The sequence below is a fragment of the Sphingopyxis sp. CR5 genome, from assembly GCF_059693785.1.
Genome location: NZ_JCATIE010000005.1, coordinates 92,017 through 106,795, shown reverse-complemented (window position 1 = coordinate 106,795; position 14,779 = coordinate 92,017). Strand labels below are relative to the sequence as shown.

Annotated in this window: 14 protein-coding genes; 3 read left to right on the top strand and 11 right to left on the bottom strand. The window is 66.2% G+C overall.

The window, feature by feature from the left end; all coding sequences use genetic code 11:
- Window position 1: 1 nt before the first annotated feature.
- Together AC58D2_RS09280 and ptsP are read left to right on the top strand one after the other, a co-directional pair.
- Window positions 2–742, top strand: a complete 741-nt coding sequence (locus AC58D2_RS09280) for a hypothetical protein (RefSeq protein WP_497389564.1) — start codon at window positions 2–4, stop codon at window positions 740–742.
- Between the two features lie 57 nt (window positions 743–799).
- On the top strand, window positions 800–3,097 hold the full coding sequence (gene ptsP / locus AC58D2_RS09275; RefSeq protein ID WP_497389562.1) for a phosphoenolpyruvate--protein phosphotransferase: 2,298 nt from the start codon (window positions 800–802) through the stop codon (window positions 3,095–3,097).
- Between the two features lie 37 nt (window positions 3,098–3,134).
- Here the strand turns inward: ptsP and AC58D2_RS09270 are convergent, their stop codons facing one another.
- Window positions 3,135–4,859 carry a hypothetical protein gene (locus AC58D2_RS09270; RefSeq protein ID WP_497389560.1) on the bottom strand — a complete coding sequence of 575 codons (1,725 nt, stop codon included), beginning with the start codon at window positions 4,857–4,859 and terminating at the stop codon, window positions 3,135–3,137.
- Window positions 4,860–4,989: 130 nt separating this feature from the next.
- Between AC58D2_RS09270 and AC58D2_RS09265 the strand changes: the two genes are divergently transcribed.
- Window positions 4,990–5,400, top strand: a complete 411-nt coding sequence (locus AC58D2_RS09265; RefSeq protein WP_497389558.1) for a GFA family protein — start codon at window positions 4,990–4,992, stop codon at window positions 5,398–5,400.
- Window positions 5,401–5,407: 7 nt separating this feature from the next.
- Here AC58D2_RS09265 and AC58D2_RS09260 read toward each other — a convergent pair whose 3' ends face one another.
- From AC58D2_RS09260 to AC58D2_RS09215, 10 genes are all read right to left on the bottom strand, one after another.
- Window positions 5,408–5,761: an MmcQ/YjbR family DNA-binding protein gene (locus tag AC58D2_RS09260; protein WP_497389556.1), complete on the bottom strand. Its 354-nt coding sequence runs from the start codon at window positions 5,759–5,761 to the stop codon at window positions 5,408–5,410.
- Window positions 5,758–7,083, bottom strand: coding sequence for a replication-associated recombination protein A (locus tag AC58D2_RS09255; RefSeq protein WP_497389554.1), 1,326 nt, complete (start codon window positions 7,081–7,083; stop codon window positions 5,758–5,760). Before AC58D2_RS09255 ends, AC58D2_RS09260 begins: the two co-directional genes overlap by 4 nt.
- Before the next feature lie 4 nt (window positions 7,084–7,087).
- Window positions 7,088–8,242, bottom strand: a complete 1,155-nt coding sequence (locus AC58D2_RS09250; protein ID WP_497389552.1) for a glycosyltransferase family 4 protein — start codon at window positions 8,240–8,242, stop codon at window positions 7,088–7,090.
- 72 nt (window positions 8,243–8,314) lie between these two features.
- Complete coding sequence (locus tag AC58D2_RS09245; RefSeq protein WP_497389550.1) at window positions 8,315–9,256, bottom strand: hemolysin family protein; 942 nt, start codon at window positions 9,254–9,256, stop codon at window positions 8,315–8,317.
- Window positions 9,257–9,277: 21 nt separating this feature from the next.
- Complete coding sequence (ybeY, locus tag AC58D2_RS09240) at window positions 9,278–9,784, bottom strand: rRNA maturation RNase YbeY (protein WP_497389548.1); 507 nt, start codon at window positions 9,782–9,784, stop codon at window positions 9,278–9,280.
- Window positions 9,785–9,934: 150 nt separating this feature from the next.
- Window positions 9,935–11,989, bottom strand: coding sequence for a transglycosylase domain-containing protein (locus AC58D2_RS09235; protein ID WP_497389546.1), 2,055 nt, complete (start codon window positions 11,987–11,989; stop codon window positions 9,935–9,937).
- A 375-nt stretch (window positions 11,990–12,364) separates the two neighbouring features.
- Window positions 12,365–13,132: a type I methionyl aminopeptidase gene (gene map, locus AC58D2_RS09230; protein ID WP_497389544.1), complete on the bottom strand. Its 768-nt coding sequence runs from the start codon at window positions 13,130–13,132 to the stop codon at window positions 12,365–12,367.
- A gap of 1 nt (window position 13,133) precedes the next feature.
- The gene (locus tag AC58D2_RS09225) at window positions 13,134–13,337 is read right to left on the bottom strand and encodes a ParD-like family protein (protein WP_497389542.1); all 204 of its coding nucleotides are present in this window, start codon (window positions 13,335–13,337) and stop codon (window positions 13,134–13,136) included.
- A gap of 81 nt (window positions 13,338–13,418) precedes the next feature.
- Complete coding sequence (locus AC58D2_RS09220; protein ID WP_497389540.1) at window positions 13,419–14,285, bottom strand: sigma-70 family RNA polymerase sigma factor; 867 nt, start codon at window positions 14,283–14,285, stop codon at window positions 13,419–13,421.
- Window positions 14,285–14,743 carry a carboxymuconolactone decarboxylase family protein gene (locus AC58D2_RS09215; RefSeq protein WP_497389538.1) on the bottom strand — a complete coding sequence of 153 codons (459 nt, stop codon included), beginning with the start codon at window positions 14,741–14,743 and terminating at the stop codon, window positions 14,285–14,287. The genes AC58D2_RS09220 and AC58D2_RS09215 overlap by 1 nt, the downstream gene beginning before the upstream one ends.
- Window positions 14,744–14,779 lie beyond the last annotated feature (36 nt).

The window sequence follows — 14,779 nt, the reverse complement described above, 5'->3', positions numbered from 1 at the left end:
CATGAATTTGTCCCGTAAGATCATCGCCGTGGCGTTGCTCGCGAGCGTCGCCGCCTGCGCGCCGAAGCCGGTGGCGCCGCCTCCGCCGCCGCCCGAGCCGGTCGCGGTCGTGATTCCGCCCCGCCCCACGCCGCCCAACTATGCGTCGCTGACCCAGATCCTGCCGCAACGCGGCTTCGACGGTCATTTTCAGACGGTGAACAGCAACATCAGCGGCGACCGCGCCTTCTGGCAACTCAGGATCGCGCTCAACGTCGCGGCGATCGGATGCCGCGGGGTCGAGGAACCGACGCTCGTCGCCGCCTATAACAACATCATCAAGACGCATTCCAAGCCGATCAAGTCGACCGAAAAGACCGTGATTTCGCAGCTGGGGAAGGAGAATGGAACGAACGGAATCGCGGCGCGCGACAAATTGTCGACGCAGCTGTTCAACTATTTCGCTCAGCCGCCCGCCCAGCGCGACTTCTGCGCGCGCGCGAACGAGGTGGCGCAGCTGGTATCCTCGACTCCCTCGGCGCAGGTCGTCGAACAGGCGCCGGCCAACCTGGCCAAGCTCGACCAGCCTTTCCTCGATTTCTATGAGGCCTATGCAAAATATCAGACCGATGTCGCGGCCTGGGACGCGCAATATGCGCCCGCGCCGTCGGTGCTGATGCCGCCGTCGGCCGCGCCCGCCGGACCCGTCGATCCGGCCGCGACGACGACCGCCAACGCAACCCCGCCGGTCAGCGGCAGCTAGGACAGACCGCGCGCGGGCGATAGCGCTCCGCCCCGGCTTCTGTTAGCAGAGTCGGCGATGACGAACGCACCGCCACCGCCGACCTCCGCCGCCCAGTCGGCGCGCACGATCCTGACCCGGCTGCACGAGGTGATGGCGTCGCGCACCAACGCGCAGGGCAAGCTGAACCAGGTGGTCGGGATCATCGGCGAGAGCCTCGACAGCGAGGTCTGCTCGATCTACCTGCTGCGCGACGGCGCGCTGGAGCTTTATGCGACGCGAGGGCTGAAGCAGGAGGCCGTCCACGTCACCCGGCTGGCGCTCGGCGAGGGGCTCGTCGGCACGATCGCGCAGCAGATCGAAACGCTGAACCTCGACGAGGCCGCCGCACACCCCGACTTTTCCTATCGCCCCGAAACCGGCGAGGAGCTGTTTCACAGCTTTGCCGGCGTCCCGATCATCCGGCGCGAGCAGGCGGTCGGCGTCCTCTGCGTCCAGCACGCCGACCCGCGCCGGTATGAAGAGATCGAGATCGAAGCGTTGCAGACCGTCGCGATGGTGCTGTCGGAAGTGATCGCCAACGCCGACCTGATCGACACCGCGGCGCGCGCGCATGCCGCCGAAGCCGATCAGACGTCGCAGCGCCTGGCGGGACAGAAGCTGGTCGACGGGATGGGTCAGGGCGTCGCCGTCTATCACCAGCCGCGCGTCACGATCGAACATACGATGGCCGACGATGTCGAGGCCGAACGCCACCGCGTCTATGCCGCGTTCGACAAGATGCGCGAGCAGATCGACCGCATGACGAGCCAGGCCGAGTTCGGGGTCGGCGGCGAGCATGAAGAGGTGCTCGAAACCTACAAGATGTTCGCCTATGACGAAGGCTGGTCGCGGCGCATCAACGAAGCCATCGACAGCGGGCTGACCGCGGAAGCGGCGATCGAGCGCGTCCAGCAGCGCACGCGGATGCGCATGCGCCAGATCGACGATCCGCTGCTGCGCGACCGGATGCACGATCTGGAGGATTTGTCGAACCGGCTGATCCGCATCGTTTCGGGGCAGATGGGCACCGCGGCGCAAATGGGTTTGCGGCAGGATTCGATCCTGATCGCGCGCAATCTGGGGCCCGCCGAACTGCTTGAATACGACCGCCGCCGGCTGAAGGGCGTGGTGCTCGAGGAAGGATCGTTGACCGCGCACGTCATCATCGTGGCGCGCGCGATGGGCGTGCCGGTGCTCGGCCGCGTCCGCGACGTCCGCACCTCGATCCGCGAAGGCGACCTGTTGCTGCTCGACGCCAGCGCCGGCGCGCTACACGTGCGTCCGACCCCCGCGGTGCAGGAAGCGTTCGACGCCAAGCTGGAACTCTCCCAAAAGCGGCGCGCCAGCCTGGCCGCGTTGCGCGATCTGCCCGCGGTCACCAAGGACGGCGTGCCGATCGAGCTGATGATCAATGCCGGCCTGCGCGAGGACGTCGCGGCGCTCGACCTGACCGGAGCGCGCGGGATCGGCCTGTTCCGTACCGAATTCCAGTTCCTCGTGTCGGCGACGCTGCCCCAGCGCGAACGGCAGCAGCGGCTTTATCGCGATGTCCTCGACGCGGCCGGCGACCGCCCGGTAATCTTTCGCACGGTCGATATCGGGGGCGACAAGGCGCTCCCCTATATGAACGTCGATGAAGAAATGCTGGAAGAGAATCCGGCGATGGGCTGGCGCGCGCTGCGCCTCGCGCTCGAGCGCGAAGGGCTGCTCAAGGTGCAGGCGCGCGCGCTGATCGAAGCCTCGGCGGGGCGGACGCTGAACGTCATGTTCCCGATGGTGTCCGAACCGTGGGAATATGAAGCGGCACGCGACCTGTTCGTCGGCCAGCGCGCCTGGCTCGCGAGCCGCGGCAAGAAGCTGCCCGCCGCGATCCGCTATGGCGCGATGCTCGAAGTGCCGGGGCTGATCGAGACGCTCGACCTGATGCTGCCCCACCTCGACTTCCTGTCGATCGGGACCAACGATTTGACGCAGTTCCTGTTCGCGGCCGACCGCGCACACCCCCGCCTCGCCGAACGCTACGACTGGCTGTCGCCGACGGTGATGCGCTATATCGCGCGCGCCGTCGGAATGGTGTCGGGTACCAAGGTCGCGCTTGGCGTCTGCGGCGAAATGGGCGGCCGGCCGCTCGAGGCTATGGCGTTGCTGGGCGTCGGAATCGAGCGGCTGTCGATCACCCCCGCGGGGGTGGGGCCGGTCAAGGCGATGATCCGCTCGCTCGACCTCGGCGCCCTGCGCGCAGCCATGCCGGCGATCCTCGCCCGCCCGTCAGCCGACCCGCGCGGCCAGTATCGCACCTGGGCGGAAACGCACGGGGTCGACCTGGGGGATTGAGCGGATCTGGCGGTCGTGTTCATACGAACCGGCGATGTCAGTATCGCTCGACATAGCATCCCAGCCTGTACAGGCTTGTCGCAAGGTCCAGATTGTCGCTTTCGAGCGATGCGGACGGAGACGTTCCGAAATAGGTGGCCGCCGGACGCAGAATCTTCGTCCCGATCAAGGCGACGGTCGGCCGCGACGAGCATAGTTGCGCCTGAAGTGCGGGATCGATGGCCTCGCGGAGCAGGCGGACCGGGCGATTTTCCAGATAGGGGTCGTTTCGGACGAAATCGCCGGAAAAGGGAACATCCTTTGCACCGATCACGACATAGTCCGCGGCGATCGAACCGATCCTATGCGACACGGCGGCATAGGGAGCGTAGAAGCCATGGGCCATCCACGCCTGTATCGGAACGAGGATGAGGCAACTCGCCGCGGTCGTTCGTAACAGCAGGGAGCGCCAGCGGCCCATGTCCTGGCCGAGCGACACCCACCCATAGACCGCAAGCAAGATCAGATTGCCGATAAGGCCATGGAGATAGCGATACCCCAGCCCATGACCCTGATAGGGCTGGAAGGCAATCCGCACCGCCAGCGTCAACACGATGCCGCCGAGCAGAGCCGCTGCCAGCCTGTCGCGGCGAGCGACCCGCACGCCGAGGGCGACCAACGGCAGGAGCAGAAGATGCTGCCACGCCGCCATGCGCAGCAGATTCTCGATCATATTGGGGAGGCGCAACCCTTCGACCTTGGCCCAATTGCCGATGATGCGGCTGAGGATGTCGACGTGCGCGGCGTCGGGCGGGAGCGGTCCGCCGACCACCCAGGTCGCACTCCAATAGGCCCATAGCTGCCAGAAAATGCCGATGGCCGCGTAGCCGAAGGCATAATAGCCGGCCCGAAGCCAGTTTCTTTCGAGCAGCAACAGGAACAGGATCGGCGCCGCAAACAGCGGGTGATAGTGGATCTGGTGAAGGCCCACGGCAACGAACCCGATCGCCAACGCGCCCGCGTCGCCCCACCAGGACCGCCTGAGGAACAGCCACAGCCAGCACAGGTTAAGTGCAAGGTGCGCGGGCATCGCATATGCCGTCATGCCGTTGAGCCAGATCTGGCCAGCCCCCGTGTAGAGCAGCAGGGCCACCACCGGGGCTTCGCGGTTGTCGGGCCATATCCGCCGCGCACACGCCCACAGCGCCAGCGCAGCTATCAAGATCATCAGCGGCCCCGTCAGCGATGGGACGCCCGTGATACCGATCAGGGCCCTTAAAGCCGCGTGACTTGGGAGGTAGGAGGATATCCAGGCCTCGCGATGTCCCGTATTGTACATGAACATCGTGTTGAGCGCGTGGCTGTGATCTTGCCATTGCGGCGGCAATGGCGCAGCGAAATGTCCGCTCGCCAGAATTGCGGCGTCGAAGTTCGCAAACCGTTCGTCCAGGCTTAGATCATATCCCGACATGATCGCGTGATGGCCCACGAACGCCACCAGAGCCATGATGCCGCCGACGGCCGGCGCAAAGCGCCAATCAGCGGTCAGCATCCGCCTGCGGTCCGGCAGAGTGCGGAGGCAGGCGAGCATCAGTATCGCGCCAACAATCAGTAGCCACTGGTCCTGTCGTCTAAGATAGAAGAGGCCGAGGTTGGACGTCGATATCGACGCGGCGGCCAGGACCGCGAGCCCCGCCAGCAACAGCGCATAGAGCGACAAGCGCGAAAACACCGACGCGCGGGCGTCCGGTTCGGCGAAATCGGTTGTCGCGATACGGTCCATGTCCGACGCCTATTGCCCGATCATGCTTTATTTTGCGTTAAGTTTGATATTTCCCCTTCTGCGAAATATCGCTTGTCTGCACGAACTGTTCATCATATGTTCCGCCCTCTCAATTGAAAGGGCCAAGTCGATGACAGACGCATCCCCCCGCGCAGCCGGACAATGCCATTGCGGCGCGATCCACTATTCGATGCCGGTTGCGGTCGAGCATCATGCGCTGTGCCATTGCAGCGATTGCCGCCGCCACGCCGGGGCACCGCTCGTCGGCTGGGGCCTTGTCAGCCAAGAGACGCTGGAGGTGAAGGGAACGCCGAAGGTCTATGCCTCGTCCGAGCACGGCCGGCGCCATTTCTGCGGCGATTGCGGCACCGGGCTGTTCTATACCAACGACCAGATATTCCCGGGCCAGATCGACGTGCAGACCGCGACACTCGACGATCCCGACCTGATTCCGGTCCAGGTGCAGATCCAGACCGCCGAACGCATCGGATGGATGCAAGGGCTGGACGACCTGCCGAGCTTCGAACGCTACCCGGGTTAGCGCGGGTTCAGGGCCGCGGGACGAAGGCGGCGCGCTGCGACTTTTTGGCGCGATCCCACCAAGCCCGGCGAATGACGTCGGCGATGCGGACGGGATCGGCGGCGCCATAGCGGACCAGCACCCCCGGCCAGCCTTCATAGTGCGGCGTCTGCCAGAATGTCGCCGGATCGGTTTCGAGAAGCACGTCCTTTTCGCCGTGCGGCGTTCCGACATGAAAGCTGCCCGCCTCGCGCCCCGGCGACACGAACGCCCTGCCGTTCACCTTTGGGCATGGCGTGCCGTAAAAAGGTGCCATTTCGACATCGGGCAGCGCGCAGGCGAACGCGACGACATCGTCCCACGCGTCGAACCGCGGCATCATTCGCCCCCCTCGCCCCCGTGCCGCCGCGCATCCCACCACGCGAGCCGTTCGGCGATGCGCTTTTCGAAGCCGCGATCGACAGGACGATAGAAGGTCGCGGGCGCCATCGCGTCGGGCCAGTAATTGTCGCCCGAGAAGCCGTCGGGGGCGTCGTGGTCGTAACTGTAACCCTGCCCATAGCCGAGATCCTTCATCAGCCTGGTCGGCGCGTTGAGGATATTCTGCGGCGGGGCCAGCGACCCGGTTTCGCGCGCCGCCGTCCACGCCGCCTTCTGCGCGGCGTAGGCGGCATTGGATTTGGGCGCGGTCGCGCAATAGAGGCACGCCTGCACGATGGCGAGTTCGCCCTCGGGCGACCCCAGAAACTGATAGGCGTCCTTTGCCGCAAGGCACTGAACGAGCGCCTGCGGATCGGCGAGCCCGATGTCCTCGCTGGCGAAACGGGTGATCCGGCGCAGCACGTAAAGCGGTTCCTCGCCCGCCACGAGCATCCGGGCAAGCCAGTAGAGCGATGCCTGGGCATCGGAGCCGCGCATCGCCTTGTGCAGCGCCGAAATCAGGTTGTAGTGGCCGTCGCGATCCTTGTCGTAGACCGGCATGCGGCGATGGAGGAAGGCTGCCAGTTCGGACGCATCGAGCGGCGCCTCGATCGCTGCGGCGAACAATGTCTCGACCTGGTTGAGCAGAAAGCGGCCATCGCCATCGGCGCTGGCGACCAGCGCCGTGCGCGCATCGGCGGTGACCGGCAGCGCGCGGCCGACCTCGGCTTCGGCGCGCGCGACCAGCGTTTCGAGAGCTGTTTCGTCGAGGCGGTGCAGCACGAGCACCTGCGCGCGGCTGAGCAGCGCGGCGTTCAACGCAAAGCTGGGATTCTCCGTCGTCGCGCCGACGAGCACCACCGTGCCGCGCTCGACGAAAGGCAGGAAACCATCCTGCTGGGCGCGATTGAACCGATGGATCTCGTCGACGAAGAGCAGGGTCCGCTTTCCTGCCGCCGCCATCTTCTCGGCATCGGCAAAGGCCTTCTTGAGATCGGCAACCCCCGAAAAGACGGCCGACAGCGGCGCGAACCGCATCCCCACCGCCTCGGCAAGCAGGCGCGCGATCGTCGTCTTGCCCGTGCCTGGAGGCCCCCAGAGAATGATCGAGGCCAGTTGCCCCGCGGCGACCATGCGGCCGATCGTCCCGTCGGCACCGGTCAGATGATCCTGTCCGACGACCTCCGTAAGCGTCTTTGGACGCAATCGTTCGGCGAGCGGCACCGCGCCGGTCGGGGCGGCATCGGGCTGCACCGGAGCATCGCTGCCGAACAGGTCCGCCATCGGATCAGCCGACGCGCCGCTTCTGGCGGATCAGGCGCAAATAGGTGTCGGCAACCGACTGGTTGATCGCGTCCCATTGATAGGCGCCGCTCTCCTGCTCCGCCGCCGCGCCGTGCGCGGCGCGCAACGACGCGTCGCGGCAATAGCGTTCGAGATCGTCGGCGAAGAGGCCGATCGCGCCCGGCGCGACGAGATAACCCGTCTGGCCATGCTTGACGATGCTGGCGCTCCCCGTCGCCCGCGCCGCGACGACGGGCAGCCCGCACGCCATCGCCTCCAGCGTCACGTTGCCGAAGGTTTCGGTGACCGACGGATTGAAGAAGAGATCGCAGGACGCCAGCGCATGGGCGAGGTCCGCGCCCCCCTGAAAGCCGACGAACCTGGCGCGCGGCAGTCGCGATTCGAACCAGTCGCCGGCCGGCCCCTCGCCGATCACCACCACCTCGTGCGGGACTCCGCGGCGTCGCAACACGTCGATGGCGTCGGCGAACACATCGAGTCCCTTTTCCATCACCAGCCGCCCCAAAAAGGCGATCACGGGGGTTTCGTCGTCGATGTCGAGAGCGCGCCGCCACGCCATGTCGCGTCGGCCGGAGTGAAAAATATCGCGCTCGACGCCGCGGGTCCAGATGCCGATGTCGTAATTCATGCGTTGTTCGCGCAGCACCTGCGCAAAACTTTCCGACGGGGCGATCAGGGCGTCGCAGCGGCGATAAAGCCGCCGCAACCAGGCCACGCACAGCGGTTCGAGGAACGAAAGATTATAGTAGCGGAAATAGGTTTCGAAGCGCGTGTGGACCGAACAGGCGACGGGCACGTGCCGCCTTCGCGCCCACGCCGCCGCTTGCCGCGAAACGCGGTCGGGGCTGGAGATGTGCAGGATATTCGGAGCGAATTGCACGATATCGTCCCGGACCCGCGACGAGAAGGACAGCGGAATCCGATATTCGCTGCGACCGGGAATGGGCATCGAGGGCACGCTGACGAGGTCGCCGGTGGGTTCGAAATCGGGATCGTCGATCGTCGGCGAATAGACGCGCACCGCCGCACCCTGCCGCAGCAGATACCCGACGAGCCGATTGAGCGCCTTGTTCGCGCCATCGACCGTCATGTTATAGTTGCCGCTGAACAGCGCGATGCGCAGATCGGAAATGTCCATTTCCCCGGCGCTAGTCCCATCGCGCGGCAAAGGCAATCGGGGGGTGTTCGCGGCGCGCGCGGCGCGGGTGCGTCAGAATTCCTCGCCGCGATCCGCCGGCGCTTCGAGATCGGCCTCCACCGGCGGATGCAGGAGGAGATGGTGGACGCGCTTTTCGTCGGCCTCGGTCACTTCGATGCGCCAGCCGCTGGGGTGAAACAATATCTCCCCCACCTCCGGCACATGGTTGGCCAGCACCGCCGCCAGTCCGCCGAGCGTGTCGACGTCTTCCTCGACGTCGGCGAGCCGCGGATCGATCGCCTCGCCGATATCGTCGAGTTCGGCGCGCGCATCGGCCTCCCAGCAGCCGTCGTCGCGGAGCGAGAAGAGCAGGACCGGTTCGTCGTCATGCTCGTCCTCGATTTCGCCGACGATCTCCTCGACCAGATCCTCGATCGTCACCAGCCCCTCGGTTCCCGAATATTCGTCGATCACGATCGCAAGGTGGGTGCGCTGCGCGCGCATGTCGGCGAGCAGATCGAGCACCCCCATCGATTGGGGCACGTAGAGCGGCTGGCGGATGAGATCGAGCAAGGGCGGCGGATCGCGACCTTCGGCCAGCACCGCGAACACGTCCTTGACGTGGATCATGCCCACGACCTCGTCCAGATTTTCGCGATAGACCGGCAGGCGGCTGTGTCCCGCCTCTGCAAAGATCGCGACGATCTCCTCGAACCGTGCGCTTTCGTCGATTGCGACGATATCGGCGCGCGGGACCGCGACGTCGTCGACCGTCTGTTCGCCGAAGTGCAGCAGATTGCGCAGCATCTTGCGTTCGATGGGCGACAGGTCGCCGACGATGCTGCGCCCCCGGCGCTCGTCGCCGTCCTCCTCGGCCTCGTCGATCGCATCCTCGATCTGTTCGCGCAGGCTCGGCTCGCCATTGCCGCCGAACAACAATGTCTTGAGGCCGGCCAGCAGGCCGGACCTACTGTCCTCTTCCGATCGGTTCGAAGACCCCTGGTCGTCGGGCATGATGACGTGCGCGTCCTTTCGTTAATCCTCGTCCGCATATGGATTGGCGATGCCCAGCGATGCAAGCGCTTTCACCTCCAGCGCTTCCATCGCGCCTGCCGAGACATCGTCCATATGGTCGTAGCCGACGAGGTGGAGAGCACCGTGGACGATCAGGTGCGTTGCGTGGGCGTCGAGCGACACCCCTTTCTCTTCGGCCTCGCGCGCGCAGGTTTCGCGCGCCAGCACGATGTCGCCAAGCAGGATTTCGCCATCGTCGCTGTTGTCGAGGCTTTCGAGCAGGTCGCGTTGCACCTGCGGAAAGGACAACACATTGGTCGGCTTGTCCTTGCCCCGGAAATCGCGGTTGAGCGCGTGGACGTCGTCATCGTCGGTCAGCCGGACCGATACTTCGACCAGCGGCGCGGCGTCGGCGAGCGCGGCGAAGGGGGTGAGCGCAAGGGCCGCAGCGACCGCTTCGGCGGCGCGGGCATCCCAGTCGAAGCCGTCGGGCCAGCGCGAAGCCTGGTGGGTTTCGACGCTCAGCATGGGCGGTGCCTTTGAAGGAAAGGGACGGAAATCTGCGCGACGTCGCTCGGGAATTGCGCGCAGGAAGCCGGGTCGGGAAAGGCCTGTGTCATGCGCGGGACGCTACCGCGCCGGGGCAGAGTAGGACAGCGGAAATTGCGAAACGGCGCGCTACGGCTGCGCGGGTTGCGCGGTTTCGGGCACCGGGCGGACTTCGGGCGGAGGCCCGGCCGCCCGGTCGCCGAGCGGCAGGCGCAGGTCGATCGGAGTGCCGTTGATTTCGGTTCGCACCACCGCCTCGCCGTCCTGTACCCCGACGGTCGTCTTGTCGCCGACGGGGATGTCGCCGATGTCGGGGACGTCGAGCGGCTGCACCGGTCCTTCGGGATCGGCCGCCGGCTCGGTCCGCTTCGGTGCACTCTTCTGCCCCAGCGCCTGCGTCATGAAGTCGCGCCATATGCGCGCGGGGACGCCACCGCCCGATACGCCCTTCAGCGGCGAATTGTCGTCGTTGCCGACCCACACCCCGACGACCAGCCCGCCGGCATAGCCGACGAACAGCGCGTCGCGATTGTCCTGGCTCGTCCCGGTCTTGCCGTAATTGGGCACGCTGAGCATCGCGGCGCGGCCGGTGCCGCTGTTGACCGCAGCGCGCAGCATCTGTTCCATGTCGCCGTGGACGCGCGACGAAAAGCTGTCGGGCCCCGAAAAGACGCGCGCGAACCAGCCGGCTTCCTCGGCTTCGAAGGCGCGCGGCTCGACCGGGTAGCTGTCGGCCGCGACCGCGGCATAGGCCGATGTGAGCTCGAGGAGCGACATGCTCGACGTGCCGAGTGCGAGGCTCGAATCGCCCCTGGCGAGCGGAGACGTCACGCCGAGCTGGCGGGCCATCGCGATCACCTTGTCGTCGCCGACCTGCTGGAACAGCCGCACCGCGGCGACATTGCTCGACGTCGCAAACGCGCGCTCGAGCGTGATCGTCGGCGAATAATGGCCGCCCGAATTCCTGGGCTGATAGCTGCCCGTGTCGATCGGGCGGTTGTCGATCGTGTCGTCCGGGTCCCAGCCGGCGCGCAGCGCGGCGAGATAGACGAACAGCTTGAAGGTCGAACCGGGCTGGCGCCGCGCCTGCGTCGCGCGGTTGAAGGGACTATCCGCATAATCCTTGCCGCCGATCATCGCGACGACCTCTCCGTTCGGGCGCATCGCGACCAGAGCGACCTGTGCCTTGCCGAGCGGTGCGCGCAGGGCGGCTCGCCGCGCCGCGGCCTGGAGCCGCGAATCGAGCGTCGTGCGGATCGTCTGGCGCGCATAGCCGACGTCGCTGAGCTTGCGGGCCTCGGGCAGCGCCCAGTCGGCAAAATAGGTCCCGGTCGGCAGGTCGGCGCGCGATCGTTCGTCGATTTTCGGCGCGCGCAGGCTCTTCGCCTGCTGCGCGGTGATATAGCCCTCCTCCGCCATCGCGCCGAGCACCAGGCGCATGCGCTTTGCCGCGAGGTCGGGGTTGCGCGTCGGGGCGAGGCGCGAGGGCGCCTTTACCAGCCCCGCGAGCATCGCCGCCTGCGCGGGGGTCAGTTTTTCGGGCTGGCGGTTGAAATAATGGAGCGAAGCGGCGCGCAGGCCATAGCTGTTGTCGCCGAAATAGGCGTTCGACAGATAGCGTTCGAGGATCTCGTCCTTGGTCAGCCACGCCTCGAGCCAGAAGGCGATCAGCGCCTCGCGCGCCTTACGCCCGAGCGTGCGCTTCGGCGACAGGAAGGTGAATTTGGCGAGCTGCTGGGTAATCGTGCTGCCGCCCTCGGTGCGGCCCGAGGTGATATTGGTCCACAGCGCACGGCCGATGCTGCGCGGGTCGATCCCCCAATGGCTGTAAAAGCGGCGATCCTCGATCGCGAGGAATGCGCCGGTAACATGCTTCGGCAGCCTGGCGACCGCGACCGGCTTTTCGACGATCGCCCCGGTACGCGCGATCGGCGTGCCGTCGGAGGCGAGCAAGGTGATCTCCGGCGGCGCGATCGGTTCGAGCGATTTCGACAGCGGCGCGGTGATCGCAAGCCAGGCGACGAGCAGCAGGAACAGGAGAAAAAACGCCGCAAAGCCCCGCCCGACCCAGCGCAGCCGCTTGCGCCAGCGGGGCTCGGGCCGCGGCGCATCCGCCGGAACCAGCGGCACTTCCTCGGCCGGTGGCGGCGGGGTGGTAAAGAGCGGATGGTTCGACGCGTGCATGCCTTGCGCCGTATTACACCGCCAATACAGGGGAGGCAAATGGCTTGATCGAACGCGATCGGCGGGACGGCAAGAGGAAGATGTCCGGGATCGACCGAAAGCGACCCTTCCCTTCCTCGTCACCCCGGACTTGATCCGGGGTCCATGACTTCGGCGCTGCTATGGATCCCGGATCAAGTCCGGGATGACGAATGCCTGTGCACGAGCGGTTGTGGTCCCTTGCCAACGTCATCCCGGCGAAGGCCGGGATCTCACCCTGACGGATTTACGCACCGGCGAGATCCCGGCCTGCGCCGGGATGACGAATAGGCAACGCCCGCTTCCCACCCCAAAACCGACATGCGCGTGCTGCAATCCCCGGTCTCCGCCGGTCCTCTATGCGGACGGCGATTCGTCCTGGCGGAGCGTCAGCACCTCGACCCCTCCCGCCGTCACGGCGACCGTGTGTTCGAACTGCGCGGAGAGCTTGCGATCGCCGGTGACGACGGTCCAGCCGTCGCGCTCTGTCGTGACCTTGCGCGTCCCCTGATTGAGCATCGGTTCGATGGTGAAAACCATGCCTTCGCGCAGCATCATCCCCCGGCCGGGCCGGCCGAAGTTCAGGACCTGCGGTTCTTCATGCATCTCGCGCCCGATGCCATGACCGCAGAAATCGCGCACCACCGAATAGCCGTTGCGCTTTGCGTGGCGTTCGATCGCGAAGCCGATGTCGCCGAGGCAGGCGCCGGGGCGCACCTGTCCGATGCCCTTCCACATCGCCTCGCGCGCGACGCGGACCAGCCGCCGTGCGGCGGGAGCCACGTCGCCGACGAGATAGGTTTTGCTCGAATCGGCGATGAAGCCGTTCTTTTCGAGCGTGATGTCGAGATTGACGATATCGCCGTCGCGAAGGATCGCCGCGGCATCGGGGACGCCGTGACACACGACATGGTTGATCGAGCAGTTCAGGACATATTGGAAACCATATTGCCCCTTGCTCGCCGGACGCGCGGCGAGATCGTCGGTAATGAAGCGTTCGACACGATCGTTGATCTCCATCGTCGACCGTCCGGCGAGATCGATGCCGTCGAGCATCCCGAACACCGACGCGAGCAGCCTGCCCGACACGCGCATCAGCGCGAGTTCGTCGGGGGTCTTGACCATATCAGGCGAGCGTCAGGTCGGTCGAGAGCTGGGCCGCGGCGAGCTGGCTCTTGACGATATCGTTGAACGACAGCGTCGGATTGGCCTCGGCGAGCATGCCGATCTTCATCCAATATTCGGCCTGCGCGTTGATCGAGCGGCACATGATCGTGCTGGTGCGGCGCGCCTCTTCGTGCAGGTCGTCGTCGATTTTTACAAGTCCCATCGCATATATCCCGTATATGAATGATATACGACTCATATACCGACAACATGGCGAGATCAATCGCCCTGTGCCGCGGCGCGTTCAATGCAGGTGACGCAGCTTGTCGGGGTTGCGCACGACGTAGATGGCGACGATCCGGTCTCCCTCGATGTCGAGCGCGGTCGTCTGGACCTCGCCGTCCGCCTCTCGCGTCACGAAGCCCGGCAGGCCGTTGATGATGCCGGTATGGAGCAAGGTCGACCCATATTTTCCGAACAGCACCGCCAGGCTGCGGTGGACCTTCATCACCGTATCGAACCCGAGCACCGGGACGACCGCCGCAGGGCGCTTGCCGCCGCCATCGGCCCACATGCCGACATCCGCGGCGAGCAGCGCGCCGAGTGCGCTCATGTCGCCGCTGCGCGATGCGGCGAAGAAGGCGTCGGCGATTTCGAGTCCCCGCGCCTTTTCGAGCGCATAGCGCGGGCGCGCTTCGCGGACGTGGGCGCGGGCGCGCGACGCGAGTTGGCGCGCCGCCGCGGCGTCGCGGCCGATCGTCGCCGCGACCTCTTCGAAGCCGGCGCCGAAGACGTCGTGGAGCAGGAAGGCCGCGCGTTCGAGCGGCGACAGCCGTTCGAGCGCGAGCATCAGCGGGAGCGTCACATCGTCCTCGGCCTCGTCCTCGACCAGCGGCTCCGGAAGCCAGGGCCCGACGTAGGTTTCGCGCCGGTGCCGCGCCGATTTCAGCTGGTCGAGGCAGAGCCGCGTCACGGTACGGCGCAGCCACGCCTCGGGCACCTCGACCGCATCGCGATCGGCACCGAGCCAGCGGATGAAGGCATCCTGCACGACATCCTCGGCATCCGCGACCGAACCGAGCATGCGGTAGGCGACGCGGACGAGCAGCGGACGCAGCGGATCGAAGCTCGCCGCCGCGTCCACCGCGCCGTTGGTGCCCGGTGGCGTCATCACGCCGCCTTGGCCGGCGCGCCGCCTTCGTACCACAGGCCGAAGCCGACCGCGATGCGGTTCCAGCCGTTGATGATGTTGATCATCAGCGTGAGCTTCACCTGTTCCTCCGAGGTGAATTGAGCCTCCAGCGCGTCCTTTGCCTGCGCATGTGTGTGACCCTGCGACAGGCCCGTCAAGGCATCGGTCCACGCGAGCGCGGCACGCTCGCGCGCCGAATAGCACGGCGCATCGCGCCACGCGGCAAGCAGGTAGATACGTCGCTCGGTCTCGCCGGCCGCGCGCGCTTCGGCGGTGTGCATGTTGATGCAATTGGCGCAGCCGTTGACGATCGACGCGCGGATCTTGACCAGTTCGACCAGGCTCTTTTCGAGGCTGTCCTGCACCGCCAGCGAGGTCGCCATCCACTGCTTCATCAGATGCGGGGCGGCGGCGAAGGGATCGGTTACCTGGGTCATGTCTGTACTCCTTGGCTTGGGTTGCACCGACATGAC